Annotated in this window: 20 protein-coding genes and 1 tRNA gene; 8 read left to right on the top strand and 13 right to left on the bottom strand. The window is 63.7% G+C overall.

Annotation, left to right across the window (positions count from 1 at the left end; genetic code table 11):
- Positions 1–25: 25 nt before the first annotated feature.
- A complete protein-coding gene (locus FJ964_RS06350; RefSeq protein ID WP_140549599.1) occupies positions 26–1,255 on the top strand; it encodes a DUF459 domain-containing protein in 1,230 nt (409 codons plus the stop codon).
- A gap of 156 nt (positions 1,256–1,411) precedes the next feature.
- Here the strand turns inward: FJ964_RS06350 and FJ964_RS06345 are convergent, their stop codons facing one another.
- Both FJ964_RS06345 and gltB read right to left on the bottom strand, forming a co-directional pair.
- Complete coding sequence (locus FJ964_RS06345; protein ID WP_140549598.1) at positions 1,412–2,866, bottom strand: glutamate synthase subunit beta; 1,455 nt, start codon at positions 2,864–2,866, stop codon at positions 1,412–1,414.
- 142 nt (positions 2,867–3,008) lie between these two features.
- Positions 3,009–7,733, bottom strand: a complete 4,725-nt coding sequence (gene gltB, locus FJ964_RS06340) for a glutamate synthase large subunit (RefSeq protein WP_140549597.1) — start codon at positions 7,731–7,733, stop codon at positions 3,009–3,011.
- A gap of 472 nt (positions 7,734–8,205) precedes the next feature.
- On the opposite strand from gltB, the gene FJ964_RS06335 reads away from it, so the two are divergent.
- A complete protein-coding gene (locus tag FJ964_RS06335) occupies positions 8,206–9,258 on the top strand; it encodes a low specificity L-threonine aldolase (protein WP_140549596.1) in 1,053 nt (350 codons plus the stop codon).
- 74 nt (positions 9,259–9,332) lie between these two features.
- On the opposite strand, the gene FJ964_RS06330 is transcribed toward FJ964_RS06335, so the two are convergent.
- Positions 9,333–9,800: an Hsp20 family protein gene (locus FJ964_RS06330; RefSeq protein WP_140496288.1), complete on the bottom strand. Its 468-nt coding sequence runs from the start codon at positions 9,798–9,800 to the stop codon at positions 9,333–9,335.
- Between the two features lie 471 nt (positions 9,801–10,271).
- On the opposite strand from FJ964_RS06330, the gene FJ964_RS06325 reads away from it, so the two are divergent.
- Together FJ964_RS06325 and FJ964_RS06320 are read left to right on the top strand one after the other, a co-directional pair.
- The gene (locus tag FJ964_RS06325; protein WP_140549595.1) at positions 10,272–11,252 is read left to right on the top strand and encodes an alpha/beta hydrolase; all 981 of its coding nucleotides are present in this window, start codon (positions 10,272–10,274) and stop codon (positions 11,250–11,252) included.
- A gap of 286 nt (positions 11,253–11,538) precedes the next feature.
- Positions 11,539–11,982: a hypothetical protein gene (locus FJ964_RS06320; RefSeq protein ID WP_140549594.1), complete on the top strand. Its 444-nt coding sequence runs from the start codon at positions 11,539–11,541 to the stop codon at positions 11,980–11,982.
- A gap of 45 nt (positions 11,983–12,027) precedes the next feature.
- On the opposite strand, the gene hisN is transcribed toward FJ964_RS06320, so the two are convergent.
- Complete coding sequence (hisN, locus tag FJ964_RS06315) at positions 12,028–12,801, bottom strand: histidinol-phosphatase (RefSeq protein WP_140513691.1); 774 nt, start codon at positions 12,799–12,801, stop codon at positions 12,028–12,030.
- A 382-nt stretch (positions 12,802–13,183) separates the two neighbouring features.
- Positions 13,184–14,125 (bottom strand): N-formylglutamate amidohydrolase, encoded by a 942-nt coding sequence (locus FJ964_RS06310; RefSeq protein WP_140549593.1) that lies wholly within the window; start codon positions 14,123–14,125, stop codon positions 13,184–13,186.
- A gap of 164 nt (positions 14,126–14,289) precedes the next feature.
- Between FJ964_RS06310 and FJ964_RS06305 the strand changes: the two genes are divergently transcribed.
- On the top strand, positions 14,290–14,652 hold the full coding sequence (locus tag FJ964_RS06305; protein ID WP_006199474.1) for a response regulator: 363 nt from the start codon (positions 14,290–14,292) through the stop codon (positions 14,650–14,652).
- 116 nt (positions 14,653–14,768) lie between these two features.
- A tRNA-Val gene (locus FJ964_RS06300) sits at positions 14,769–14,843 on the top strand.
- Positions 14,844–16,093: 1,250 nt separating this feature from the next.
- Here FJ964_RS06300 and FJ964_RS06290 read toward each other — a convergent pair.
- Positions 16,094–16,426: a hypothetical protein gene (locus tag FJ964_RS06290; protein WP_140549591.1), complete on the bottom strand. Its 333-nt coding sequence runs from the start codon at positions 16,424–16,426 to the stop codon at positions 16,094–16,096.
- A gap of 194 nt (positions 16,427–16,620) precedes the next feature.
- Here FJ964_RS06290 and FJ964_RS06285 point away from each other — a divergent pair, with 194 nt between their 5' ends.
- A complete protein-coding gene (locus tag FJ964_RS06285) occupies positions 16,621–16,902 on the top strand; it encodes a hypothetical protein (protein WP_140549590.1) in 282 nt (93 codons plus the stop codon).
- Between the two features lie 245 nt (positions 16,903–17,147).
- Complete coding sequence (locus tag FJ964_RS06280) at positions 17,148–18,383, top strand: MFS transporter (RefSeq protein ID WP_140549589.1); 1,236 nt, start codon at positions 17,148–17,150, stop codon at positions 18,381–18,383.
- Here FJ964_RS06280 and FJ964_RS06275 read toward each other — a convergent pair.
- The 7 genes from FJ964_RS06275 to FJ964_RS06245 all read right to left on the bottom strand — a co-directional run bounded on the left by FJ964_RS06275 (position 18,370) and on the right by FJ964_RS06245 (position 25,873).
- Positions 18,370–19,215 carry an EamA family transporter gene (locus FJ964_RS06275; RefSeq protein WP_140549588.1) on the bottom strand — a complete coding sequence of 282 codons (846 nt, stop codon included), beginning with the start codon at positions 19,213–19,215 and terminating at the stop codon, positions 18,370–18,372. The genes FJ964_RS06280 and FJ964_RS06275 overlap by 14 nt on opposite strands.
- Positions 19,216–19,222: 7 nt before the next feature.
- The gene (locus tag FJ964_RS06270; protein WP_140549587.1) at positions 19,223–20,131 is read right to left on the bottom strand and encodes an endonuclease/exonuclease/phosphatase family protein; all 909 of its coding nucleotides are present in this window, start codon (positions 20,129–20,131) and stop codon (positions 19,223–19,225) included.
- A 108-nt stretch (positions 20,132–20,239) separates the two neighbouring features.
- Positions 20,240–21,790: a sodium:proton antiporter gene (locus FJ964_RS06265; RefSeq protein WP_140549586.1), complete on the bottom strand. Its 1,551-nt coding sequence runs from the start codon at positions 21,788–21,790 to the stop codon at positions 20,240–20,242.
- A gap of 128 nt (positions 21,791–21,918) precedes the next feature.
- On the bottom strand, positions 21,919–22,983 hold the full coding sequence (locus tag FJ964_RS06260; protein ID WP_140549585.1) for an ABC transporter ATP-binding protein: 1,065 nt from the start codon (positions 22,981–22,983) through the stop codon (positions 21,919–21,921).
- Between the two features lie 16 nt (positions 22,984–22,999).
- Positions 23,000–23,791, bottom strand: a complete 792-nt coding sequence (locus FJ964_RS06255) for an ABC transporter permease (protein ID WP_140549584.1) — start codon at positions 23,789–23,791, stop codon at positions 23,000–23,002.
- Complete coding sequence (locus FJ964_RS06250; protein WP_140496302.1) at positions 23,788–24,702, bottom strand: ABC transporter permease subunit; 915 nt, start codon at positions 24,700–24,702, stop codon at positions 23,788–23,790. Before FJ964_RS06250 ends, FJ964_RS06255 begins: the two co-directional genes overlap by 4 nt.
- A 64-nt stretch (positions 24,703–24,766) precedes the next feature.
- Positions 24,767–25,873 carry an ABC transporter substrate-binding protein gene (locus FJ964_RS06245; RefSeq protein ID WP_140549583.1) on the bottom strand — a complete coding sequence of 369 codons (1,107 nt, stop codon included), beginning with the start codon at positions 25,871–25,873 and terminating at the stop codon, positions 24,767–24,769.
- Between the last annotated feature and the right edge of the window lie 22 nt (positions 25,874–25,895).

The raw sequence follows: 25,895 nt of genomic DNA, 5'->3' as shown, positions 1-25,895 counted from the left end.
CCTGTCATGAACTGAGGAGGAGCGATTGGCTTGGGCTGCGCGCATCGGGACGTTGGTTCCCCGCATGCTGGTGCTGTTCCTGGCCGTTGCCGTGCTCGCCGTCGCCATGGCAGGCGCCTTCCATGCGCCCGCCATGGCGCAGGAGCAGCAAAGCCGCGGCTGGTCATTGCGTGACCTTCTGTTCCCGCGCCGCAGCGAGCGGTTCGAGCCGCCTCTGGACATCGAGAAGCCGAGGCCCAGGCCCAAGGTAAAAAAGCCGCGCGCCCCGCGTCCGCCCGCGGAACCGGAAACCCCGATCGCCGAGAAGGCGCCGGACGCCCGTGTTGTCCTGGTGGTCGGCGATTTCATGGCGGCCGGGCTCGCCGAGGGTCTCGACACCGCCTTTGCCGAGAATACCGGCGTCAGGATCATCGCTCGCTCCAATGGCTCGTCGGGCTTCGTGCGCGATGATTTCTACAATTGGCCCGAACAGATCAAATCGCTGATAGACACCGAAAAGCCCGCCGCCGTGGTCGTGATGCTGGGTTCCAACGACCGCCAGCCGATGAAGATGGGGGATGTGCGCGAGCCGCCCCGTTCCGAGACCTGGACCAAGGAATACGAACGTCGCACCGAAGCGTTCGGCAAGGCCATCGCCTCGGCCAAGGTGCCTTTCCTGTGGGTCGGCATGCCGGCGTTCAGGGTTTCGAAGATGACATCCGACATGCTCGCCTTCAACGACATCTACCGCCAGGCGGCGGAAAGCCATGGCGGCGAATTCGTCGATATCTGGGATGGGTTCGTTGACGAGAACGGCGCCTTCGTCACCAGTGGCCCCGACATCAACGGCCAGCCCGTGCGGCTGCGCTCCGATGACGGCATCAACATGTCGAAGGCCGGCAAGCGCAAGCTCGCCTTCTATACCGAAAAACCGTTGATGAAGGTGCTGGGCCTGGCCGCGCCGGGAAGCGTCGCCCCGACGGCTGCTCCTGCCGGCGCGCCGGTCGAGGCCCCGGCGCCGGCCGCCGCTCCCATCGTCATTGACCGCACCGCGCCGATGCTGCTCAGCGATCCCGCGCTCGACGGCGGCACGGAACTGCTCGGCGCCGCACCGCCCGCAAAGCCCAATCCGGGCCTGCCCGGCGAAAAGCTGGTGGTCGAGGGCAAGGCGCCGGCGGCTTCGCCCGGCCGCGCCGACGATTTCTCCTGGCCGCCCAAGACAAATCCAGCGGCCGCCGCCGTCTCGACTGGCACGACGACGGCGATCACTCCTTAGCAGCGCGGAGGGCCCGAAACCGGTTTCGGAACTCGCTGCTGCGAGCCATAGGATGGCGTTTTCGAGAACCGGAGCGAAGCGTACTTTTTGAGTACGGAAGCACCGGAAGCACTGAAAACGCCTTCTGGCCGCAGGAGTAGAGTTTCCAAACGGGACTCAGCGGGGCAGGACGCTCGAACCCATCAATGCCTCGTCGATCGAACGCGCCGCCTGGCGGCCTTCGCGTATCGCCCACACCACCAGCGACTGGCCGCGGCGCACGTCACCCGCGGCATAGAGCCTGTCGACGCTGGTCCGGTAGTCGCGGTCATTGGCCTCGACATTGCGGGAGCGCCGGCTGTCGGTGACGATCTTCATCTCCCCTTCGAGTTCCGACACCACGCCGGCCATGGCCGGCCCGGCAAAGCCGATGGCGATGAAGGCGAGATCGGCGCGGATGACGAACTCGGTGCCGGCGATCGGTTGGCGCTTGTCGTCGACCTCGCAGCATTTGACACCGGTCAGCTGGCCTTCCTCGCCGATGAATTCGAGTGTCGCCACCTGGAATTCGCGCTCGGCGCCCTCGGCCTGCGAGGAGGAGGTGCGCATCTTGGTCGCCCAGTAGGGCCAGACCGCGAGCTTGTCTTCCTTCTCCGGCGGCTGCGGCCGGATGTCGAGCTGGGTGACGCGCACGGCGCCCTGGCGGAAGGCGGTGCCGACGCAGTCGGAAGCGGTATCGCCGCCGCCGACGACGACGACATGCTGGCCGCTGGCGATGATCGGGTGCGAAGGCCACGCCACCGACTGGATCGGCTCGCCGCCGACACGCCGGTTCTGCTGCACCAGATAGGGCATCGCGTCATAGACGCCGCCGAGATCGTCGCCGGGGATGTTGGCCGCGCGCGGGGTCTCGGATCCGCCGCAATAGAGCACCGCGTCATGTTCGGCGAGCAGTTCGGCCACGGGCTTGTCGACGCCGACATTGATGCCGCAATGGAAGGTCACGCCTTCGCCCTGCATCTGCTCGATGCGGCGATCGATATAGTGCTTCTCGATCTTGAAGTCGGGAATGCCGTAGCGCATCAGCCCGCCCGGCCGGCTCTCGCGCTCGTAGACATGGACATCATGGCCGGCGCGGCCGAGCTGCTGGGCGGCGGCCATGCCGGCCGGGCCGGAGCCGATGACGGCGACGCGCTTGCCCGTCTTCCTCTCCGGCGGATAGGGCCTGATATGGCCGGTCTCGTAGGCCTTGTCGGCGATCGCCTGTTCGACCGTCTTGATGGCCACCGGAATGTCCTCGAGATTCAGCGTGCAGGCTTCCTCGCAAGGCGCGGGGCAGATGCGGCCGGTGAATTCGGGGAAATTGTTGGTCGAATGCAGGTTGCGGATCGCATTGTCCCAGTCCCTGTTATAGACGAGGTCGTTCCAGTCCGGGATCTGGTTGTGGATCGGGCAGCCGGTCGGCCCGTGACAGAACGGGATGCCGCAATCCATGCAGCGCGCGGCCTGTTTCTCGACCTCCTTGTCCGACATCGGCAGCGTAAACTCGCGGAAATGCCGGATGCGGTCCGAGGCCGGCTGATACTTGTGCACCTGCCGGTCGATCTCGAGAAAGCCTGTTACCTTGCCCATAGTCCAGTTCCTGCTGTCCAGATGGTGCGGTTTTCGCCGCACCCGTTAACCTCTTCAGGCAGCCGTGGCAACCTTCCGCGAGAGGTCAAATTGTCAGTGACATGGAGCCGGGAAGCCTGGGCTTCCCGGCCTTTGCGAAGATCTATTCGGCCGCCACGCTCATGCGCATGCGTTCCATCTCGATCAGCGCGCGGCGGTATTCGACCGGCATGATCTTACGGAATTTCGGCCGGAACGCCGCCCAATTGTCGAGGATCTCGCGGCCGCGCACCGAGCCCGTATAGTGCACGTGGTTCGAGATCAGCTGGTAGAGCCGCTCCTCGTCATGGCTGGTCATGTCACCCGAGACGTCGACGCGGCCCTTGTGATCGAGGTCGCCGCCATGGTGCAGCAGCTTTTCCATCAGGTCGTCCTCTTCCGGCACCGGCTCCAGCTCGACCATGGCCATGTTGCAGCGCTCGGCGAAATCGCCCGCCTCGTCCAGCACATAGGCGACGCCGCCCGACATGCCGGCGGCGAAGTTGCGGCCGGTCTTGCCGATGACGACGACGATGCCACCGGTCATGTATTCGCAGCCATGGTCGCCGACGCCCTCGACGACGGTGACGACGCCCGAGTTGCGCACCGCGAAACGCTCGCCCGCGACACCGGCGAAATAGGCCTCGCCTTCGGTAGCGCCATAGAGCACCGTGTTGCCGACAATGATGGACTCGGCCGCGACGATCTTGGCTTCATCCGGCGGCCGGATGACGATGCGGCCGCCCGACAGGCCCTTGCCGACGTAGTCGTTGCCGGCGCCGACCAGCTCGAAGGAGATGCCGCGCGCCAGGAAGGCGCCGAAGGACTGGCCGGCGGTGCCGGTCAGCTTCACCTGGATCGTATCCTCGCGCAGGCCCTTGTGCTTGAAGCGCTTGGCCACCTCGCCCGACAGCATGGCGCCCGCCGAGCGGTCGACATTGCGGATGTCGACCTCGATCTTGACCGGTTGCTTGGCCTCCAGCGCCGGCTTGGCCAGCTCGATCAGCTTGCGGTCGAGCACGTCGTCGATCGGGTGCTTCTGCCGCTCGGTCCAGTGCACCGCCTCATGGGGCGCATCGGGCTTGTAGAACATCTTCGAGAAGTCGAGCCCGCGCGCCTTCCAATGCTGGATCACGTCGCGCTTTTCCAGGAGATCGGCGTCGCCGATGATCTGGTCGATATGGGTGAAGCCCATTTCGGCAAGCAGCCCGCGCACCTCTTCAGCGACATAGAAGAAGAAGTTGATGACGTGCTCGGGCGTGCCCTTGAAGCGCTTGCGCAGCACCGGATCCTGCGTCGCCACGCCGACCGGGCAGGTGTTGAGATGGCACTTGCGCATCATGATGCAGCCGGCCGCGATCAGCGGTGCGGTCGAGAAGCCGAACTCGTCGGCGCCGAGCAGCGCGCCGATGATGACGTCGCGGCCCGTGCGCAATCCGCCATCGACCTGCAGCGCCACGCGCGACCTGAGACCGTTGAGCACCAGCGTCTGGTGCGTCTCGGCAAGGCCCATCTCCCACGGGCTGCCGGCATGCTTGAGCGATGTCAGCGGCGAGGCACCTGTGCCGCCATCGTAACCCGAGATGGTGATGTGGTCGGCGCGCGCCTTGGCGACGCCGGCCGCGACCGTGCCGACGCCGACTTCCGACACCAACTTGACCGAAATGTCGGCCGCCGGGTTCACGTTCTTCAGATCGTAGATCAGCTGCGCCAGATCCTCGATCGAATAGATGTCGTGATGCGGCGGCGGCGAGATCAGGCCGACGCCGGGCGTCGAGTGACGGACCTTGGCGATGGTGGCGTCGACCTTGTGGCCGGGCAACTGGCCGCCCTCGCCGGGCTTGGCGCCTTGCGCCACCTTGATCTGCATGACGTCGGAGTTGACGAGATATTCGGCCGTCACGCCGAACCGCCCGGAAGCGATCTGCTTGATCGCCGAACGTTCGGGGTTCTTGCCGCCGCCGGGCAGCGGCAGATAGCGGTCCGCCTCTTCGCCGCCCTCGCCGGTGTTCGACTTGCCGCCGATGGCGTTCATGGCGCGCGCCAGCGTCGTATGCGCTTCCCTGGAGATCGAGCCGAACGACATCGCGCCGGTCGAGAAACGCTTGACGATCTCGGCCGCGGGCATGACGTCGTCGAGCGCGACCTTCTTGCGGCCGGTGTCTTCCGCCAGCTTGATCTTGAACAGGCCGCGAATGGTCTGCGCGCGCGCTGTCTCGCTGTCGATCTGCGCCGAATACTCCTTGAAGGTGTCCCAGGAACCCTGACGCACGGCATGCTGCAAGGTGGCGACGGCGTCGGGCGACCACATATGCGCCTCGCCGCGCATGCGGAACAGATATTCGCCGCCGACATCCAGGCTGTTGCGCAGCACCGGATCGTTGCCGAAGCCATCCGTATGGCGCCTGAACGTCTCCTCGGCGATCTCGTCCAGCCCGACGCCTTCGATCAGCGTGGCGGTGCCGGTGAAATACTTCTCCACGAAATCCGACTTCAGCCCGATGGCGTCGAAGATCTGCGCGCCGCAATAGGACTGGTAGGTCGAGATGCCCATCTTCGACATCACCTTGAGGATGCCCTTGCCGATCGACTTGATGTAGCGCGACACGACTTCGTAGGCGTCGACCTCTTCAGGCAGTTCGCCGCGCTTGTGCATGTCGAGCAGCGTGTCGAAGGCGAGATAGGGATTGATCGCTTCGGCGCCGTAGCCGGCGAGGCAGCAGAAATGATGCACTTCGCGCGGTTCGCCGGATTCCACCACGAGCCCGACCGAGGTGCGCAGCCCCTTGCGGATCAGATGATGATGCACCGCGGCCGTGGCCAGAAGTGCTGGAATGGCGATGCGGTCCGGCCCGAGCTGGCGGTCGGACAGGATGATGATGTTGTAGCCGCCGGCGACCGCCGCTTCCGCCCGCTCGCAGAGGCGATCGATGGCGCCCTGCATGCCGGCAGCGCCCTCGATCGAGGCATAGGTGATGTCGATCGTCTTGGTGTCGAACCGATCCTCGGTGTGGCCGATGGAGCGGATCTTTTCGAGATCGCCATTGGTCAGGATCGGCTGGCGCACTTCCAGCCGCTTGCGGCGCGAACTGCCGACCAGGTCGAAAATGTTGGGCCGCGGCCCGATGAAGGACACCAGGCTCATCACCAGCTCCTCGCGGATCGGGTCGATCGGCGGGTTGGTGACCTGGGCGAAGTTCTGCTTGAAATAGGTGTAGAGCAGCTTCGATCTGTCCGACATCGCCGAGATCGGCGTGTCGGTGCCCATCGAACCGACGGCTTCCTGGCCTGTGGTGGCCATCGGCGACATCAGGAGCTTGGTGTCTTCCTGGGTGTAGCCGAACGCCTGCTGGCGGTCGAGCAGGCTGACATCCTTGCGCAGCGCGCGCGGCTCGACCGGCTTCAGGTCCTCCAGGATGAGCTGCGTGTTGGCGAGCCAGGTCTTGTAGGGATGCCTGGTGGCGATCTCCGACTTGATCTCCTCGTCGGAAACGATGCGGCCCTTGGCAAGATCGATCAAAAGCATGCGGCCGGGCTGCAGCCGCCACTTCTGGACGATCCTTTCCTCCGGCACCGGCAGCGCGCCGGCCTCGGAGGCCATGATGACCCGGTCGTCGTCGGTAACGATGTAGCGTGCCGGGCGCAAGCCGTTGCGGTCGAGCGTGGCGCCGATCTGGCGTCCGTCGGTGAAGGCGACAGCGGCCGGCCCGTCCCACGGCTCCATCAGCGCCGCATGGTATTCGTAGAAAGCCTTGCGGTCGGCGTCCATGAGCTTGTTGCCCGCCCAGGCCTCCGGGATCAGCATCATCATGGCGTGGCTGAGGCTGTACCCGCCCTGGAACAGGAACTCGAGCGCATTGTCGAAACATGCGGTGTCGGACTGACCCTCATAGGATATCGGCCAGAGCTTGGAGATGTTGTTGCCGAACAGCTCCGAATCGACCGACGCCTGGCGCGCCGCCATCCAGTTGTTGTTGCCGCGCACGGTGTTGATCTCGCCATTGTGCGCGACCATGCGATAGGGATGCGCCAGCTTCCACGACGGGAAGGTGTTGGTGGAGAAGCGCTGGTGGACGAGGATCAGCGCCGTTTCGAAGCGCGGATCGTTGAGATCCTTGTAATAGGCTCCGACCTGATAGGCCAGGAACATGCCCTTATAGACGATGGTGCGCGCCGACAGCGACACGCAGTAGGCGCCGATGTCCTTGTTGTCGTTCTCGGCGTAGATGCGACCCGATATGACCTTGCGCAGCAGATAGAGCCTGGCCTCGTACTCCTCGTCGTCGGGAATGTCAGCCGTGCGGCCGATGAAGACCTGCCGGTGGAACGGCTCGGATGCCACGATGTCCGGGGCCTTGGAGAGCGACGAATTGTCGACCGGCACGTCACGGAAGCCGAGCAGCGGCAGCCCCTCGGACTGCGCCGATTCGGCAATGATGTCCTCGACATGGGCGCGCAGCGCAGCATCCTGCGGCATGAACCAATGGCCGACGCCATACTGCCCCGCCGGCGGCAGCTCGACGCCCTGCGCGGCCATCTCCTCGCGGAAGAAGCCGTCGGGTATCTGCACCAGCACGCCCGCGCCGTCGCCCATCAGCGGATCGGCGCCGACGGCGCCGCGATGCGTCAGGTTTTCGAGCATGGAAAGCCCGTCCTCGACGATCGTGTGCGACTTCGCGCCCTTCATGTTGACGATGAAGCCCACACCGCAGGCATCGTGCTCGTTGCGCGGATCATAAAGGCCTTGGGCGGTCAAACCGGTGCGGCGGTTATTGGCCAGGGCTTTGACGGCTGCCGCTTTCGTCTGCGCGGCCTTGCCGTTCGTCGCAGCGTGCGTCAATTCCGTCATCGTCCTGTCCTCCATTCCGCTTCCTTGCGGGCGCTGGTTTGCCTCGGGAAGCGCATTGCTTCCCTTCATCCTTACGGCACGTCTTGCGAAATCCTTGCCGAACCATGCGGCTCACCGCGCGGTTCGCATCCGGTATCGTACAGGCCAGAGCACGGCCGTCCACCTGTCGCTCGCGGGAAAAGCCGGAGAGGCTTAGAATACGCCAATCCAGCCTGTTTTGCGCGACAAAATAAGACAGCACTACTGTCCTAAATTTTTATGGCAGAAAAGCCGGGCGCATACAAGACCGATTCACAAAAAACTTCGGCGTTCCGCGACACAAAGTTTCGTGAGGTGCCCGTCAAACGCAAGCTTCGGTCCCTGCCGGTTTTCGGCAGCTCGCTGGCTTTACCCGTTTTCTGGCGTCTGGCCCTTGCGAGCCAGCCATGAAACCGGTCAAGGTTGCAGCGATTTTCCCAGCACAGGCAGATGCATGTTCTTCGCTTCCGACAATTGGGCAGGCGCCCACCCCAACATCGCCTCCGGCCTCTCGGCACACGCCGGCGGCTTTTCCACCGCCTATGGCGATGGCGCGCTCGACCAGGCCGTCTCCCAGCGCTTCAGCGAAATCTTCGAACGCGAGGTTGCGGTGTTCTTCGTGGCCACCGGCACCGCCGCCAATTCGCTGGCGCTGACCGCCTACAACAAGCCCGGCGGCATTTCCTTCGCTCATCGCGAATCGCATGTCATCGAAGATGAGTGCGGCGCACCGGAATATTTCTCCGGCGGCTCGCGGCTGCATGCCGTCGACGGCGCGCTGGGCCGGATCGATCCGCACAATCTGGAAACGGCGATCGGCCGTTTTGCCGGCGAGGTGGTCCATTGGGGCCGGCCTATGGCGGTCTCGATTACCCAGTCGACGGAGGTCGGCACGGTCTACGGCCTGCATGACATCGCCGCGATCTCGGCCATCGCCCGGCAACATTCCGTGCCATTGCATATGGACGGCGCCCGCTTTGCCAATGCACTGGTCGCGCTCGACACCACGCCCGCCGAAATGACCTGGAAAAGTGGCGTCGACATCCTGTCTTTCGGCGGCACCAAGAACGGCTGCTGGTGCGCGGAGGCGATCGTGTTGTTCGATCTCGACCGTGCCCGGGAATTGGCCTTCCTGCGCAAGCGCGCTGCCCAGCTGTTTTCCAAATCGCGCTTTATCGCGGCACAGTTCGAGGCCTATTTCCGCGACGGCCTGTGGCTCGACACCGCCAGGCATGCCAATGCCATGGCTGCCCGCCTTGCCGCGGCGATCGAGGATTCCCAGACGGCGAAACTGGCCTGGCTGCCGCAAGCGAACGAGGTTTTCGCGGTGATGAAAAAAGCCGAAGCGGACAGGCTTCAGGCGGCGGGTGCTGTTTTCTTCGACTGGCACAAGCCGCATGGCTTCGAAGGCCATATCGGCGAGGACGAATTGCTCTATCGCTTCGTCACCAGTTTTGCGACGACGTCAGAGGAAGTCGACCGCTTTGGCCAGTTGATCGCAGGATAATTGCTATTCCCGGCAAATAAAAAAGAAGCGGCGCCTTTCGGCGCCGCTTCCCGTCTCGGGAGGAGACTTAGGAATTACGCAGCGGTCTTGGCCTCGATCTGCTTGGCCTTGGCCGGAGCCGAAGTGATCGCGATCTTGCGCGGCTTCAGTTCCTCGGGGATGTTGCGCTTCAGGTCGACGAAGAGCAGGCCGTTCTTCAGCGTGGCGCCCACGACTTCGACGTGGTCGGCAAGCTGGAAGCGGCGCTCGAAAGCCCTGGAGGCAATGCCGCGATAGAGCAGTTCGGAACCCTCGCCGGTGCCCTCATCCTTGCGCTCGCCTTTCACGGTCAGCACATTGCGGTGGGCCTCGATCGAGATCTCCTCGTCCGAGAAGCCGGCGACAGCCATCGAGATGCGGTAGGCATCCTCACCGGTGCGCTCGATATTGTAGGGCGGATAGGTCTGCGCGCCATCAGGCTGCGCAAGCGAATCAAGCATGGTGAAGAGACGGTCGAAGCCGACGGTCGAGCGATAGAGCGGGGAAAAATCAACGTGACGCATGGTGTGTTCTCCTGTTGAGCAACAAGGTTTGCGTTTGGCCGGTGCGAAACCCGTGAGCGGCGTTCCGGTTTGACCAGCGACCCCGACATTGGCGGTCGCAATCCACATTTGGGGAGCGGGCAAAGCCATTTCAAGATTTTGGCTCCCGGCAAAAAATCGAGGATGAACGGCAGATGAACCGGTGCTTTTGCGCGCGTTCAGACAGCCGCCGCTAGACTGCTCTCGACATCAAGGACAAGCGGCGCCGGATTTGCATGGACCGGGCGCCGCGACGAGGCCGAACCGGGTGCAACGTCCCTTCCTCCCGGATCGACAGGGGCCGGAAGCGCGCGCATAGCGGCTTCCGGCCTTCCCTGCTGCCGATCCGATGCCTCCCGGAATTCCTTTGCTTTTGGCCCCTGGACGGCTATCAACCTTGGCGAGGCCGGCCACGACAGGCAGGCATGCGAGACGCCGAGCACGAAGCGCCGAATGACGGATCTCCTTTTTCACGAAACTCCCCTTTTTCATGAAACTGAGGGCAACCCGCGACCGGAAAATGCCACCGGCGGCTTTTTCACCGCACGCGACGGCAAGAAGATACGCTATGGCCTGTTCGCCGCGGTCGCCCGCCCGATGAAGGGCACCGTGGTGCTGCTGTCCGGTCGCAACGAGTGCATCGAGAAATATTTCGAAACCATCCGCGATCTTGCCGCGCGCGGTTTCGGCGTCGCCACGCTGGACTGGCGCGGCCAAGGCGGCTCCGACCGGCTGATCCGCGATCGCCAGCGCGGCTATATCAGGTCCTTTCGCGACTACACTGCCGACCTTGAACAGTTCTTCGAGGAGATCGTGCTGCCGGACTGCCGCGGGCCGTACTACATCCTTGCCCATTCGGCCGGCGCCGTGATCACGCTGCTTGCTTCGCCGTCCATGGTCAACCGCGTGCGGCGCATGGTGCTGATCGCGCCGTTCTTCACCTTGCCCGACCTGCCGGTCTCGATCCGGACGGTCCGCCGCGTCTGTTCGCTGTTTTGTGCCCTGGGCCTTGGCCGGCTCTACGCCGCCTGGGGGCCGCGGCCGAAGGTGACCGCTCCCTTCGACACCAACAAGGTGACGACGGATCCGGAACGCTACCGGCGCAACACCAGGATCTACGAGGATCACCCGCAACTGGCGCTTGGCGGCCCGACGATCCGCTGGCTGAGAGCGGCTGCCGAAGCCGCGGAAGTGGTAAGCGATCCCGAATTCATGGCCCGCATCCGGGTCCCCCTGCTGGTCATCGCCGCTGGTGCCGATCAGGTCGTCTCGACCAAGGCCGTGGAAGCCTATGCCAGGCGTCTGCGCCTCGGCTCGCTGCTCATGATCGACGGCGCGCGTCACGAGATCCTGCAGGAGGCCGACATCTACCGCGAGCAATTCCTCGCCGCCTTCGACGCCTTCATTCCCGGCAGCGACGACCCGACGGCCTGATGGCGCGCATTGCCGAGCCGGCGCCGGCTCGTGCCTGGCGGGGGAAACTCCATGATCCGGTTGGTCGCCCCGCTATCCGCTGACAACGCCCGTTCCCGGCACGCCCGCGTCTTGCACGATCAATGTCGGACGATGATCGCGCCGACGCCTCGGCAGTTTTAACGGCTACTCGTGCTTCTCAATTCGGCCGTTCGGCCGGAGGCAGCTCGACGCCTGGTTCCCGTTCAGGCGCCGGGCGCTAGTTACCGTCCGCAGAGGTCAGTCGACGGGATCGGGAGGAGCGGTCATGAACGCATCGGACACGCTGCCACGCCAGGGCCATCGCCTGCTGCAGCTCGGCATCGCCCTCCTGCTGTTTTCGTCATTTGAAGGGTTCGCCATCCCATACCTCGCCGCACCGCGGCTCGGGCTGTCGGTTCACACGCTCAGCGCCTTGCAGGGCGTCCTGCTGCTGGCTTTGGGTCTCGTCTGGTCCAGGCTCAATCTCGGCGTCGCGATGTCGCGGATTGCCTTCTGGCTCCTGATCTATTCAGCCTTGGCCATCCTGGCCGCCTATGTGATGGCCAGCCTCTGGGGGGCCGGCAACGAGACGATGCCGCTGGCGGCAGGAGCCGCCCATGGAAGCGCCTTTCAGGAATACGCGATCAAAAGCATCGCCTATTCGTCCGCGCCGACCGGCCTCATCGCTTTCGCGTTCATTCTATGGGGCCTGCGTCTCTCAGACGCCTAGAGCCTTTGCACTAATCGGACAAAGTGGTCCTTGAGCACCGGATGCTCAGCCGCGCAGGGCCGCCATCGCTGCCGCATGAAGCTCGGGCGTCGCCGCCGCCAATATGTCGCCGCCATTCTCGGCCGGCCCGCCGTCGAAGGTGGTGACCACGCCGCCCGCCTTCTCGATGATGGGGATCAGCGCCACGATGTCATAGGGCTTCAGTCCGGGATCGGCGACGATGTCGACGCTTCCCGCGGCAACCATGGCGAAGGCGTAGCAGTCGGTGCCATAGCGAGCGAGTTGCACCTGCCTCTCGAACTGGTCGTAGCGCAGCCGCGCCTCGCCCTTGAACAGCGCCGGCGTCGTGGTGAACAGCGTTGCCTCAGCAAGGCTCGTCGTCTTGCGTGTGACCAGTTTGCGCGGCCCGCCCGGCCCCTCATAATGGGAGCCGGAGGCGTTGGCGTAGAAGAGCTCGCCGGTGAAGGGCTGCGACATCAATCCGGCAACGGCATCGCCCTCCACCGTCAATCCGACCAGCGTCCCCCACACCGGCAGGCCGGAGATGAAGGCGCGCGTGCCGTCGATCGGATCGATTACCCAGACATGCCTGCTGGAAATATTCTCGCTTCCATGTTCCTCGCCGAGAATGCCATGGTCCGGATATTGCGCCGATATCAGCGCCCGGATGGCACGCTCGGCTTCGCGATCGGCTTCGGTGACCGGATCGAAGCTGCCCTTTTCCTTGTTGGCGACCGCACCCTGGCTGCGGAAGCGCGGCAAGGTTTCCGCTGCCGCCGCCTGCGCGATACGGCGCATGAAATCGATGCTGATGTCCAACTGATTCTCCCGCATTGCAGCATGCCCGAGCCCACGTGTGCCGCCAGTTCCGCGCCAAGACAAGGGTGTTCGAGGATTTTTCGCCGCGCCGACCTGTTGCCGGAATAACACGCCAGCGCCACCGAAACGCAATTTCCACATCACTCTGAATTAAAAAGGCCGGTAGGTCGCTTGACATTTGTGCAGCGCACCATACCCTTGATCTCGGACAGGGTTTCCTGTCCATGCCCTCCTTGGGCGTTTCCTCCCTAGACTTCGACCGTATCGTGCGAACGATGCGGTCTTTTTTTCGCCGCCAATTTCAATCCCACCAATCCGATCCATGTCGCCCGAGATTATGCGGCGGCTGGGGGATGGCGCCAAATAATGAAACAGGCTCTGTTCACTCCGCGGCCAGCGGCAGATCCATGAAATGGTGGTCGGGCATGGCCATCAGGTCGGCCGAAAATCGCGCCAGGTCGTCGGCCAGTGCGTCGAAGCCCGCCGCTTTCTCGAATGTCCGCTCATTCATATAGAGCCCGCGATTGACCTCGATCTGCAGCGCATGGAGATGGCGCGCCGGGCGGCCGTAGTGTTCGGTGATGAAGCCGCCGGCATAGGGCTTGTTGTGGGCGACGGTATAGCCCATGGCGTTGAGCAGGCCGATCGCGGTCTCGGTCAATGCCGCGGTGGCTGAGATGCCGAAGCGGTCGCCGATGATGAAATCGGGCCGCAGGCCGCTGTCGCCGACGCGGATGCTCGCCGGCATCGAGTGACAGTCGATCAGCACCGCAAAGCCGAAACGCGCGTGGGTTCGCGTCAACAGCCGTTTCAGCGTCTCATGATAGGGTTTGTAGACGGCCTCTATGCGGGCAACCGCTTCGGCCAGCGGCAGGCGACCGGAATAGATGTCGAGGCCTTCGCCGACCAGCTTCGGAACGGTGCCGAGCCCGCCGGCCACGCGCGCGGAACGGATGTTGCAGAAGGACGGCACCGGCTCGGCGAACATGCGCGGATCGAGTTCCCACGGCTCGCGGTTGACGTCGAGATAGGCACGCGGGAAATTTGCCACGAGCATCGGCGCGCCAAGCGTCACCGCGCCGCCGAACAGCTCGTCGACATAGCAGTCCTCGGACCGGCGAATGGCGTTGCGGTCCAGCCTCGCCATGGCGAGGAAGCGCTCCGGATAGTGGCGCCCGCTGTGGGGTGAGTTGAAGAGGAAGGGGACGCGCTGCTCGGCGCCCGACCGGATTTCGAAGGGGGGAACGACCGAAAAATCCTCGGCTGCCGTCTTCAATTTGAACGAACCCGAAAACACCAATGCATCATAGGATGAAAGTGCCACCTTGAGGGCCGCATGTCCAGCATTTCGGCGCCGACACCGCCTTTGCGAATGCGGATTATGCCGCGCCTCGTTCACTTGATGTTTACCCTCGCCTCCTCATATACAGGATGGTTAACGGCCCTGCCTTTCGGCAGAATCCGGGCGGGTGATTCGGACGGGATATCATGGCACGCATTCTTCTGGCGGAAGACGACGACGATATGCGTCGCTTCCTCGTCAAGGCGCTGGAGCGCGCCGGTTACCAGGTCAGCGATTTCGACAACGGCGCCAGTGCCTATGAGCGGCTGCGCGAGGAACCGTTCTCGCTGCTTTTGACCGATATCGTCATGCCGGAGATGGACGGCATCGAGCTGGCCCGCCGCGCCACCGAGATCGATCCCGACCTCAAGGTCATGTTCATCACCGGTTTCGCCGCCGTTGCGCTGAACCCGGATTCCAAGGCGCCGAAAGACGCCAAGGTGCTGTCGAAGCCGTTCCATCTGCGCGACCTCGTCAACGAGGTCGAGAAGATGCTGCAGGCGGCCTGAGCCGTTTTTGCCCAAGGCATCGGCGACTATCGGCCGGTGCGGCAAAACGGAGCCTTCTTTCCTTTTTCCTGCTATTGACGCGCCGGATCAAAAATGGTGTATGCGCGGCTTCGGATGGGCGTGTAGCTCAGCGGGAGAGCACTGCATTGACATTGCAGGGGTCACAGGTTCAATCCCTGTCACGCCCACCATCCTTTCAAAGACTTAGCTTCTTGTGCCGATTGCACGGAAACGGCACAAAACGCCCACTGAGCTCCTGAATAGTGCCCTTCAGTATTCCGGTGCGGCCGATCCGTGACAGCCTGTGTGTTGCGCCCGATATTGCGGGGGTCAAGAAAAAGCCGAACGGGACAACCAGCGCCGTGAGAGGTCAGGCGGCATGCTTCCCTCCGCCCTCCGTCGACTCAATAGCTCCGTCTCGGCTCGCGCCGGGGCGGGCTTTCTGCGTTTTTGGGCATCTACCTCCAATTGCCGACCGAATCGCTCTTTCGGGTGACTTTCTTAAAGGAGTGAACTGTTCGAATCTGGAGTCTCTCTGAACGGGAGGAACGGATGGGCAGCGATTTCGAGGCCGCACGACGACACCTGAAGCGCGCGCGTCAGTGCCTTCATGGGGATGACCAAGTGAGCAGAGAAACGGCTGAGAGAATCGATGAGATGATCATAGCCCTGGCCGCGGAGGAGTGCTCTTCGTTTGGCTTCCTTTTTCCCTTCGGCCATCGAACGACGCGGAACTCTGCGGCCGCCTCGTCCAAGGCATAGCTCTGCCTGCTGAAGGCAAACACTCGCGGTCCGTCGAAGGCCCGCTGGCTCCGGCCGGCCGGTTCTTCGAACTTGCTGGAGGCGGTCGTCTCGCTGGGTAAGGCTTTTTGTCATATAAGCGGAATCTGATATTCGGTGGCTGATTTCGGTGGCGGCAGCGTTCCCACACGCTGCCGGCCGACGTTCCGAACGGTGGTCGGGCCCGCATCGCCGCGCCAGTGGTGCGGGCCCACAAAGCGACATCCAGAACCAAGCCGCTGGCTTCGGCCGGGGGCTTGTTCATGGGTGTTGTCTTTGACGCGGAACAAACGTGCCGATTGCGAAGTTTGAAAGCCGGAAGCTTCGGGACGGCAACTCCGAGATTCCGCAGCCCGCCTCGCTCCACGGCAATGGCTTCGAGGCGGGCCCGCTTCTGTGTCAGCAAGGCGGCCCACCGGTCGCTTACACCGATCCACCCTGTCGATAAGCCATGGAAAGCAAACGACCGTCTACGACTGAGGTGGGGAGCTTTCCGCCTATGTCCGGGGAATTGAAATATCCGGCCGGGGCGGCATGAAGGTCGCCACGCTAGGCGTGCGCCACCGTTGCGCTGTAACGTCTGGATCGAGCGCGATACGCGACCTTCTGTAGACTTGATGAAAAGGCCGGAGCCGACAACCGCTCCGGCCCTGTTCCGTCGTCAGTCATTGCAGCTGTCGTCGGCCTTTGCCGCCGCGGTCTTGTCGCCATGCTGCTGCGCCTCAATATCCTGCTGCGATGTTGCGAGATTCTTGTCACCGCCGCCTTCCGCCCCAGCCAACGGCATTGTGCTGCCATCCTTGGCGGCCGGTTTGCCGGCACTATCCTTGGCCTTCGGAGTTTCCAAGGGCGCGTGGGTGCCATCTTTCGAAATACCGGCGGTCTGTTGGGTGTCGGCGCCCGTGTTGGCAGCCGACTTGTCCGGACATGCCGCGATTGCAGAGCCCGCAGAAAACGACACCGCAAGCGCGATTACTATAGCCATTTTCATCATGCTCGTCCTTCTGTTTGAGTGCCCTGCGGGTGAAACTAACGGCGCTTTTCTTTGTTCCGGGCCGGGTCGTGTATCGTCATCGACGCACCACAACCGGCACGTCGATGCCACGGCGACGGCGCCAGAAACTCCACGGAACCGTTCGCCGACTCCCTTGTTATGCGGCCGAAGGGATACTCACCAGGAGATGAATGATGAAACGACTTCTTCTCGCTTCCACCATAGTGATTCTTTCCGGCGGCCTTGCCCTGGCGCAATCGACCAATACGACGTCGAGCGGATCCTCCTCCACGACGACAACGATGCCGACGGATCAGAACACGGACTCGACCACGACCAAGTCGACCAACTCCGCGAAGGATTGCGCACCGGGCCAACAGGCAGGCAGCGCCAAGGAGGCAGCTCCCGGTCAGCAGGATACCAGCGCCAAGTCCGCGGCCCCTGGCCAGATGAAAACGACGACGGAAGGTTGCTGACCGCATTGCCGCCGATGTCTCGACTCGGCTTCAGGTGCTTCGCATCAGTTGAAACCACCTGCTGGGCTGATGAAACTTAGGCCCGTCGGCTTCGGCCGGCGGGCTTTTTGTTTGTCCGTGCATGATCCGGAATGCGGCCGTGGACGCGGTGCCCCCCCTACGCAAACGTGACCCGGTTCTCCGAAAAGTGACTGACGGTTGTTCGCCTGGACGCGATAACGTTCCTCGACATCAGGAGGAACGCCGTGAAGCTCAATTCGCAGCAGAAGAAAACCGTCCTTGCCTCATTCCTGGGCTGGACGCTCGACGCTTTCGATTTCTTCCTTCTGACATTCCTGCTCACCGATATAGCGTCTGAATTCCAGAGCGACGTCCCGGCGGTGTCAAAGGCGCTCTTCCTGACGCTTGCGACGCGCTTCATTGGTGCGTTCTTCTTCGGCAGGTTGGCAGACAAATTCGGGCGCAAGCCCATCCTGATGCTCAACATCATCAGTTATTCCGTGATCGGCGCTTTGGCCGCCTTCTCGCCCAATCTCGGCATATTCCTGGCGCTGCGCGCCCTGTTCGGCATCGCCATGGGCGGCGAATGGGGACTTGGCTCCTCGCTTGCCATGGAATCCATCCCGCCCAGCGCCCGCGGCATGGTCTCGGGCATCCTGCAATGCGGTTATCCGGCCGGCTACCTCCTGGCGGCGGTCGTCTATGGCCTGCTCTATCACCAGACGATCGGCGGCTACACGATCGGCTGGCGCGCCATGTTCCTGCTCAGTTTCATCCCGGCCCTGATCGTCCTTTTCATCCGCTCGCATGTTCCGGAATCGCCGGCCTTCGTCGAGGCGCGGAAGACCGCGAGGCCCGGCTTGCTGGAGACGCTGCAAAAGCACTGGGGCGTCGCCCTCTATGCGGTGGTGTTGATGATGTTCTTCAACTTCTTCAGCCACGGCACGCAGGATCTCTACCCGACATTCCTGAAGAAGCAGCATGGCTTCGATCCGCACACGGTGAGCTGGATCACCATCGTCGCCAACATCGGCGCCATCGTCGGCGGCCTGGCGTTCGGCGCGCTGTCCGAGAAGATCGGCCGCGTCAACGCGATCACGCTCGCCTGTCTGATCGCCTTGCCGTCCATCCCGCTATGGGCCTACAGTTCGACGCCCTTCATGCTGGCCATCGGCGCCTTCGTCATGCAGGTCGCGGTCCAGGGCGCCTGGGGCGTCATTCCGGTGCACCTCAACGAACTCTCGCCCGGCGCGGTGCGCGCGACCCTGCCCGGCTTCATCTACCAGGCCGGCAATCTTGCGGCCTCCTATGGCGGTCCCTATCAGGCGGGCATAGCTGAGGCTCCCGGAGGCAGCTACGGCTACGCGCTGGCGCTGTTCGCAGGCGTGGTCGCCGTCTGCATCATCATCGTCATCCGCTTCAGTCCGGAACGGCGCGGCCAGGTGATGACCGTGCTGGACCACGACGTCAGCCGAGTCTGAGCGCCACGACGCCGGCGACGATGCTGAGCGCGGCGGCGCCGCGCCAGCCCGTCATCTTCTCGCCGAGCGCGAACACCGAGATCACCATGGCAAACAGGATGGAGGTCTCGCGCAGCGACGCCACCGAGGCGATCGGCGCCTTGGTCATCGCCCACATGACGATCCAGTAGGCAGCGCCGCTCAGCACGCCGGTGAACAGCCCCGCTTTCCAGTCCCGCGCCAGCACCGGCAAGGCCCGCGGTCCACGGAAGATCAGGCACAGCACCAGCGCTCCAAGCGCATCGCACACGAACAGCCAGGCGGCATAGCTCTGCGCCGTGGCCGCCAGCCGCGCCCCGCTGCCGTCGGACAGCGTGTAGCTGGCGATGAAGATCGAGGTCCCCAGCGCAAAGCCGACCGCGCGCAGGTTCAGTCGTTCCAGATGCGCGCCGCCGCGAAACGACATCACCAGCGTGCCGGCCGACAGCAAAAGGATACCCAGAATGGCGAGCGGCGCCGGCACTTCGGCGACCACGAACATACCGCCAAGCGCCGCCAGCAAGGGCGCGGTGCCGCGCGCCAGAGGATAGGTCTGGGCGAAGTCGCCGGCCTGGTAAGCGCCGATCAGGAAGGTCCGGTAGCCCATGTGGAAGACGACGGAGGCAATGATATAGAGCCAGACCTCCGCCCTCGGCACCTCGACGAAGGGAAGTGCGAAAAGCGCGGCAAATCCCATGCCAAGCGTCATCAGGGTGATCGACAGGAAGCGGTCGAGATGGACCTTGACCAGCGCATTCCAGATCGCGTGCATGGCGGCTGCGGCAAGCACCGCGAAGAAGACGAAAAACGTCATTTGGGGCTCATCCGCCTCCGGGGCCGGCGGGCGTTTCGAGATCGATATCGATCCTGACGGGAAAATGATCGGATGCCACTTCGCCAATGTCCGAGCTGACCGAGCGCACCCGCCCGGCAAACAGGCCTCCGACGAAGCAATGATCGAGCCGGCGCTTTGCCAGCCTGCCGTCGATGATCTTCTCGTGCGTGTGGAAGTCATCCGCCGGTTCAATCGCCACGGCAGCGGCATCGACGAACCCATCCAGATAGGCAGCACCGCGATGATAGGGCGTGCTGCCGACGATGCGGCGGTATTCGGCGCTGCCCGGCTCCATGTTGAAATCGCCCATCCAGATCGCCGCCAGCGGGTTCTCCGGCTCGGGCTCGCCATTGCTCCAGTTGCGCGCCGGCTCGTCGTCGGCGCCGCTCCACGGCCCGCCGTCGGAGGGCGCCCGGCGATGCTCGGCAAGCAGATAGTCGATCTGCTCCAGCCGTTCTTCAGCAGCGATATGGGCGAGATGCAATGAAAGCACCCGCACCGGACCCGCCGGCGTGCGGATCATGCATTCGAGCGCCGCGTTGCGGGTGTTGAGCGGTCGCAGTGTGCGGCGCATCGGCAGCGCATGCAGCCGCGACCAGACGATCGGCAGCTTCGACAGCACCATGGTGCCGAACTGCCGGCGCCGGTTGATGATGCGGCCGTCACGCTGTTCGCTGGCATCCATGTCGAAGGCCGGGCCGTAGACCCAATGATAGCCCGGCAGCAGGCGAGAAAGCAGCTCCGGCTGGTCGTCGAAATTGCTGCGCCGCCAGTGCCGCTCGACCTCCTGCAAGGCGATGATATCGGCGCCGGCAACAATGCGCGCGGCGCGCGCCGGATCGTAGAGGCCGTCGCTGCCGAACCCGTATTGGATATTGTAGCTGACCAGCTTCATTGCTTATCCGGCTCAGTTTGGTGACGGCAGTAGCGTTTCGGCGGAGACCTTGCAATGGACCGCCACGGCGGCCCGGCTGGGCCACGACGCAAAATCCCCTCGCCTCGCCTACGTCGTCAGCGGCTGGAACCGTCCCGCCGGGGAAGCCGCCAGCTCCGACCAGTCGATCTCTTCCTCCAGGCGGTGATAGGCCTCGTCACCGATCGTCCCGTTGCGGCGAAGTTCTTCCAGCGCGTCGCGCTGGCGCTTGATGGCATAGAGCCGCAGCCGGTCGTACTCGGTTGCTGCCTGGGCATCGTCGGGGTTCTTGGCGATCTTGCGCTGGGCGGCATACTGCTCGCGCACCGCCGCCGCCGCGGTCGAGGTCTTGCCGCTCAATATGTCGAGGGCCGCTTGCATGATGGCGACACGCGCCTGCGCGACCTCGCGGTCTATGGTCTCGTCCGGTTCGAGACGAAGCAGGCGCAGCAACGGCTTCAGGCTCATGCCTTGCAGGACAAGCGTGCCCAGCACCACGCAAAAGGCGGTGAGCACGATGGGATCACGGCCAGGAAAGTCCGCCGGCAATGCGAAGGCAGCCGCGAGCGTCACCAGGCCGCGCATGCCGCACCAGCCGATCAGCACCCCGCCGCGAAACGACGGCACCTCTTGCCGCTGCTCCGCGTTGCCGAAGCGGGCAAGCCATCGGATCACGGCGCCGCAGCCCAGCACCCAGGCAAGGCGGGAAACGATGACGACGGCCAGGACAGTCCCTGCAAACAGGAACGCCTCGGACTGTCCCTGCTCGGCCAGGCGACCGACGATCAGCCGCGCCTGCAGGCCCATCAGCACGAAAGCCAGCACGTTGAGCACGAACACCGCCGTCTCCCAGACGGAATAGGAGCTGACGCGCTTTCTGGCCGACATGCGCCGCGGTGCGGTGCGCGCGATGGTCATGGCATAGACCACGATGGTGATGATGGCCGAAAGCCCCAGCCTGTCAGCCAGGATCCAGACGCCGAACGTCCCGGCGAACTGCACGACGGTGCCGCTCGCCGCATCCTCGATACGGCCAAGCATCGCCTGGGACAGCCGGCCGAGCAGATAGCCCGCGGCCAGGCTGCCGATGGTCGACAGCAGGACCATCGGAACGGCACTGCCCAAAAGAACTGGACCGGCGGCGGCAGTGATCGCGATGCGGTAGATCAAAAGCGCGGTGGCGTCATTGAGCAGGCTTTCGCCCTGAAGGATGGCCGTGATGTGGTGCGGCACCTTGAACTGCCCGAGCACGGCGCTCGCGGCAACCGCGTCCGGCGGCGCCACGATGGCGCCGAGGGCTATGGCGGCGGCGATCGGCAGGCCGGCCATTTTCCAGCCGACCAGTGCTACGACGGCGGTCGTGAAAACGACCGCGCCAAGCGCCAGCAGCACAAGCGGCAGTCTGTAGCGGTTAAGATCGCGCAGCGATGTGTCGTAGGCCGCGTCGAGCAGCACCGGCGCAATGAACAGCGCAAGCGCCAGTTCCGGATCGATCTCGATCGTCGGCGCGCCGGGCAGGAAGCCAAGGCCGGCGCCCGCAAGCGCCAGCAAGGCGGGGTAAGGAACCTGCAGGCGCCGCGACAGCGCCGTCAGCGCAACGGCGATCAGCAGGAGGACAAGGGTGAGCTCAAATAGCGCCATGGCTCATCGTAGCGGCGAAGCGGAGCTCTTGGCAGTGGCAAAGCGGCAGGATGCTGTTGATTGTCCAATAGGAGGGCATCGTCCGGCAACTGGACCGATGACCGCATCTGCAGGGCGCTCCGGCCGCGTCAGTGCAGCACCAGCAGGTCGCCCGACGAGAAGGAAATCTCCGCCTTCTCGCCAACGGCCGGCGGTGGCGTCGTCGAACTGTTGAACGTGTCGAGCGAGACGGTGTTGCCGCCGATGCCGACCCGGACCCGGATCACCGAGCCGAGAAAGTGCACTTCGGAGATCTCACCGGACAGGCTTGAATCGCGACCGGGCTGGCGGCCGAGCGAAATGGCTTCCGGCCGCAGCGCCAATGACAGCGTATCGCCGGACTTCGAACCGTTGAGCTTGCCCTTGAGCGAGACTTCCTCGGTGTTGACACGAACCTTGCCCAACGCCGCGTCGGTGACGGTGCCTTCCAGCACGTTCAGCGTACCGACGAAATTGGCGACGAACTTGGTTGCCGGCCGGTTGTAGATCTCGAAGGGCGTGCCGACCTGCTCGGCCTTGCCGCCATACATCACCGCGATGCGGTCGGAGATCGACAGCGCCTCTTCCTGGTCATGGGTGACGAAGATGGTGGTGATGCAGAGCTTCTTCTGGATCGAGCGGATTTCCTCGCGCAGCGAGACGCGCACCTTGGCATCAAGCGCCGACAGCGGCTCGTCGAGCAGCAGGAGCTTCGGCTTCGGCGCGATGGCGCGGGCCAGCGCGATGCGCTGCTGCTGGCCGCCCGAGAGCTGATAAGGATAGCGGTCGGCCATCTGCGGCAGCTTGATGATGCCGAGCATTTCGGCGACACGGGCGTCGATATCCGCCCTGGACAAGCCGGCGACTTTCAGTCCGAAGCCGATGTTCTGCGCCACGGTCAGGTTCGGGAACAGCGCATAGGCCTGGAACACCATGCCGACATTGCGCTGGTTCGGCTTCAGCCTGGTGATGTCCTTGCTGCCGACGACGATCTTGCCGGCCGACGGCTCCTCGAAGCCGGCGACCATGCGCAGCACCGTCGTCTTGCCGCAGCCTGACGGGCCGAGGAAAGAGACGAACTCGCCCGGTTCGACGTCGAGATTGAAATCCTCGACAACGGTGGTGGCGCCGAAGGATTTTCGCACATGCTGGATGGAGAGGAATGGCTCGGCCATGGCTTTTTCTTTCGGGTCAATTCGGACGATTAGCCGATTTCGGCGCGAAGCGCGACAGGATCTGGATCAGCGACATGCAGCCCCAGGTGATGACGAAGGCGATGATGGCAAGGGCCGCGGGCTCATAGGCGCGGTTGGCCCCGACATTCTGCAGGTACGGGCCGAAAGCCGGCCGGTTCAGCAGGCTCGCCATCGTGAACTCGCCGATGACGATGGCGAATGTCAGGAAGGCGCCGGACAACACCGCAATCAGCACATTGGGAAGGATGACGCGGGTGATGATCGTGCCCCAGCCGGCCCCGAGGATCTGGGCCGCTTCCGTCAACGTCCGCACATCGATGGTTCTGAGCCCCGTATCGACGGCACGATACATATAGGGCAGCGCCAGGGTCGCATAGCCGATGACCAGCAAGGCGTTGGTTCCCATATCGGATCCGAGGAACGGCAAGGGTGAATTGGAGCCATACATCCTGATATAGCCGAAAACGATGACGATGGCCGGGATGACCAACGGCAAAAGCGTGATGAACTCGACGACCGGCCTGAGCTGCGGCAGCCGCAATCGGATCCAATAGGCTGCCGGCACCACGATCAGCACACCCAGAATGATGGTGAAGATGGCGGCGACCACCGAATACAGGAAGGTCGCCTGGAAACGCGCGTCGCCGAGCACGATCCGGTAGGCGTCGAAGGAATAGGCGCCGCGCCGCATGCGCATCGAAAATTCCACCGTCGCGATCAGCGGGATGAAGAAATAGGCCGCGCCGAGGATGAAGACCACCCAGGCCCAGAATTTGCCCGACTTCATTTCAGCCACCTTTCGGAACGGGTCCGGAACCAGATGTAGAAGACATTGGCCAGGCCGGTGATGACGATCATGCCGAAGGCGATCGCGTAGCCGAGATGGGCATTGTGCAGCACGTCGCCGCGGATTTGCGCGTAGAGCAGGATCGGCACGATGTTGAGCGACGAGCCGGTCAGCGCATAGGCGGTGGCGATCGCCCCGAAGGCGTTGGCGAAAAGCAGGATCACGGTGCCGAGAAAGCTCGGCCAGATCACCGGGATGACCACGATGCGCCAATATTGCGCGGTGGTCGCGCCAAGCGTGGCGGCTGCTTCACCCCATTCCTTCTTCAAACCGTCGATCGCCGGCGTGATGATAACCACCATCAGCGGAATCTGGAAATAGACATAGGTCAGCGTCAGGCCCCAGAAGGACAGGATGTTGAAGCCGTGGGCGTAGATGTTGAGGCCGAACACGGTGTTCAGGATCACCGTGGCAAGACCGAGCCGGCCGAGCGTGGCCAGGAAGGCGAAGGCCAGCGGCACGCCGGCGAAATTGGAGGCCACGCCGGAAAAGGTCAGGGTCGCCGAGCGTATCCAGTCCGGCAGCCCGCCGCGCACGATGGCGATGGCGATCGCCAGGCCCGCGAAAGCGCCGATCAGCGCCGAGGCCAGGCTTACCTTGATCGATATCCAGTAAGCGGCAACGATCGACGGCTGCGCCAGAGCCACGATGTTTTCCAGCGTGAATTCGCCGGCATCATTCTGGAACGCGCCCAGCATCAGATAGAGCGTGGGCAAAATCAGGAACATGATCGCGAAGATGAAGAACGGTGCGACGCCGAGCCATTGCGTCGGCAATCGCAACGCGCGTGCCTCCGCGGGCGGCGCGGTCTTGCCCGCGGCATCGTGATTGGAAAGCGAGAGATCGGTCATGCGCCGGCTACCCTCTTCGAGGGGAAAACCGGGCGGCGCGAGGCCGCCCGGTGGATTTCAACTGTTACTTGACGTTGGCACCGACAACGGAGTCCCAGTTCTTGGTGACGGCTTCCTTGGCCTTGCCCTGCTCGTCCAGCGTCGGGAACACCGCCGAAGCATAGGCTTCCGCCGGCGGCAGCTTGGCCAGCACGTCCGCCGGGATCTTGCCGTTCTTGGCGAGATCGTTGAAGCGGATCGGGTGGCAATAGCCCTTGAGCCAGCCGATCTGGCCTTCGTCGGAATAGAGATATTCCATCCAGAGCTTGGCTGCGTTCGGATGCGGCGCATAGGCGCTGATCGCCTGCACATAGACGCCTGCGACGACGCCGGTCTTCGGCACGACGACGTCGACCGGCGGGTTGCCTTTCAGCGTGTCACGGCCGGCGAGCGCATTGTAATCCCAGTTGATCAGGATCGGGGTCTGGCCCTGGGCGAGTGTCGCCGGCTTGCCGATGACCGGTACGAAATTGCCGGCGGCATTGAGCTTCTTGAAGAAGTCGAGGCCGGCGGTGCCCGCGGCTTCGCCAGCCGCGGCTCCACTCGAAAGGCCAGCGGCATAGACCGCCTGGATGGCCTGGTTCGAAGCGCGCGGATCACCCGCGAGAGCCACCGAATTGGCGAATTCCGGCTTCAGCAGATCGGCCCAGTCCTTCGGCGATTCCTTGACCAGATCCTTGTTCACCATCATCGCCAGAACGCCGTAATAGTCGCCGTACCAGGCGCCGTCGGCATCCTTGGCGCTGTCGGGGATCGAGTCCCAGCTCGACACCTTGTAGGGCATCAGCAGGCCGTCGGCCTTGGCGGTCGGGCCGAAGGACAGGCCGACGTCGATGACGTCGGGCGCCTGCGGGCCCTTATTGTCCTTGTTGGCCTTGATCGCCTCGACCTCGTCGCCCGAACCGGCGTCGGGGTTGAGCTCGTTGATGGTGATTTCCGGATATTTCGCCTTGAACCCGGCGATGACGTCGCCGTAACCGCACCAGTCATGCGGCAAAGCGATGGTGGTGAGCTGGCCTTCCGCCTTTGCGGCCTTGACGAGATCGTCCAGCGGAGCCGCGGACGAAATCACCGTCGACGCAAACAGCGCCGCGGCCGAAAGGGAAAGCACTTTCCCCGTGAATTTGAACATGTGTTCTCTCCGTTGAACTGAC

Source organism: Mesorhizobium sp. B2-3-2 (assembly GCF_006442295.1).
Taxonomy (GTDB): Bacteria; Pseudomonadota; Alphaproteobacteria; order Rhizobiales; family Rhizobiaceae; genus Mesorhizobium.
Note: the sequence above shows the minus strand (reverse complement) of the source record. Positions and strands in the feature narration are given on the sequence as shown.

Bases quoted from the DNA above. Each gene is read 5' to 3' on its own strand.
- FJ964_RS06330 (WP_140496288.1), bottom strand. From the start codon at position 9,800: ATGCGTCACGTTGATTTTTCCCCGCTCTATCGCTCGACCGTCGGCTTC.
- FJ964_RS06290 (WP_140549591.1), bottom strand. From the start codon at position 16,426: ATGATGAAAATGGCTATAGTAATCGCGCTTGCGGTGTCGTTTTCTGCG.
- FJ964_RS06305 (WP_006199474.1), top strand. From the start codon at position 14,290: ATGGCACGCATTCTTCTGGCGGAAGACGACGACGATATGCGTCGCTTC.
- FJ964_RS06255 (WP_140549584.1), bottom strand. From the start codon at position 23,791: ATGAAGTCGGGCAAATTCTGGGCCTGGGTGGTCTTCATCCTCGGCGCG.
- FJ964_RS06335 (WP_140549596.1), top strand. From the start codon at position 8,206: ATGTTCTTCGCTTCCGACAATTGGGCAGGCGCCCACCCCAACATCGCC.
- FJ964_RS06320 (WP_140549594.1), top strand. From the start codon at position 11,539: ATGAACGCATCGGACACGCTGCCACGCCAGGGCCATCGCCTGCTGCAG.
- FJ964_RS06265 (WP_140549586.1), bottom strand. From the start codon at position 21,790: ATGGCGCTATTTGAGCTCACCCTTGTCCTCCTGCTGATCGCCGTTGCG.
- FJ964_RS06270 (WP_140549587.1), bottom strand. From the start codon at position 20,131: ATGAAGCTGGTCAGCTACAATATCCAATACGGGTTCGGCAGCGACGGC.
- FJ964_RS06285 (WP_140549590.1), top strand. From the start codon at position 16,621: ATGAAACGACTTCTTCTCGCTTCCACCATAGTGATTCTTTCCGGCGGC.
- FJ964_RS06250 (WP_140496302.1), bottom strand. From the start codon at position 24,702: ATGACCGATCTCTCGCTTTCCAATCACGATGCCGCGGGCAAGACCGCG.
- FJ964_RS06325 (WP_140549595.1), top strand. From the start codon at position 10,272: ATGACGGATCTCCTTTTTCACGAAACTCCCCTTTTTCATGAAACTGAG.
- gltB (WP_140549597.1), bottom strand. From the start codon at position 7,733: ATGACGGAATTGACGCACGCTGCGACGAACGGCAAGGCCGCGCAGACG.
- FJ964_RS06345 (WP_140549598.1), bottom strand. From the start codon at position 2,866: ATGGGCAAGGTAACAGGCTTTCTCGAGATCGACCGGCAGGTGCACAAG.
- FJ964_RS06275 (WP_140549588.1), bottom strand. From the start codon at position 19,215: ATGACGTTTTTCGTCTTCTTCGCGGTGCTTGCCGCAGCCGCCATGCAC.
- FJ964_RS06260 (WP_140549585.1), bottom strand. From the start codon at position 22,983: ATGGCCGAGCCATTCCTCTCCATCCAGCATGTGCGAAAATCCTTCGGC.
- FJ964_RS06245 (WP_140549583.1), bottom strand. From the start codon at position 25,873: ATGTTCAAATTCACGGGGAAAGTGCTTTCCCTTTCGGCCGCGGCGCTG.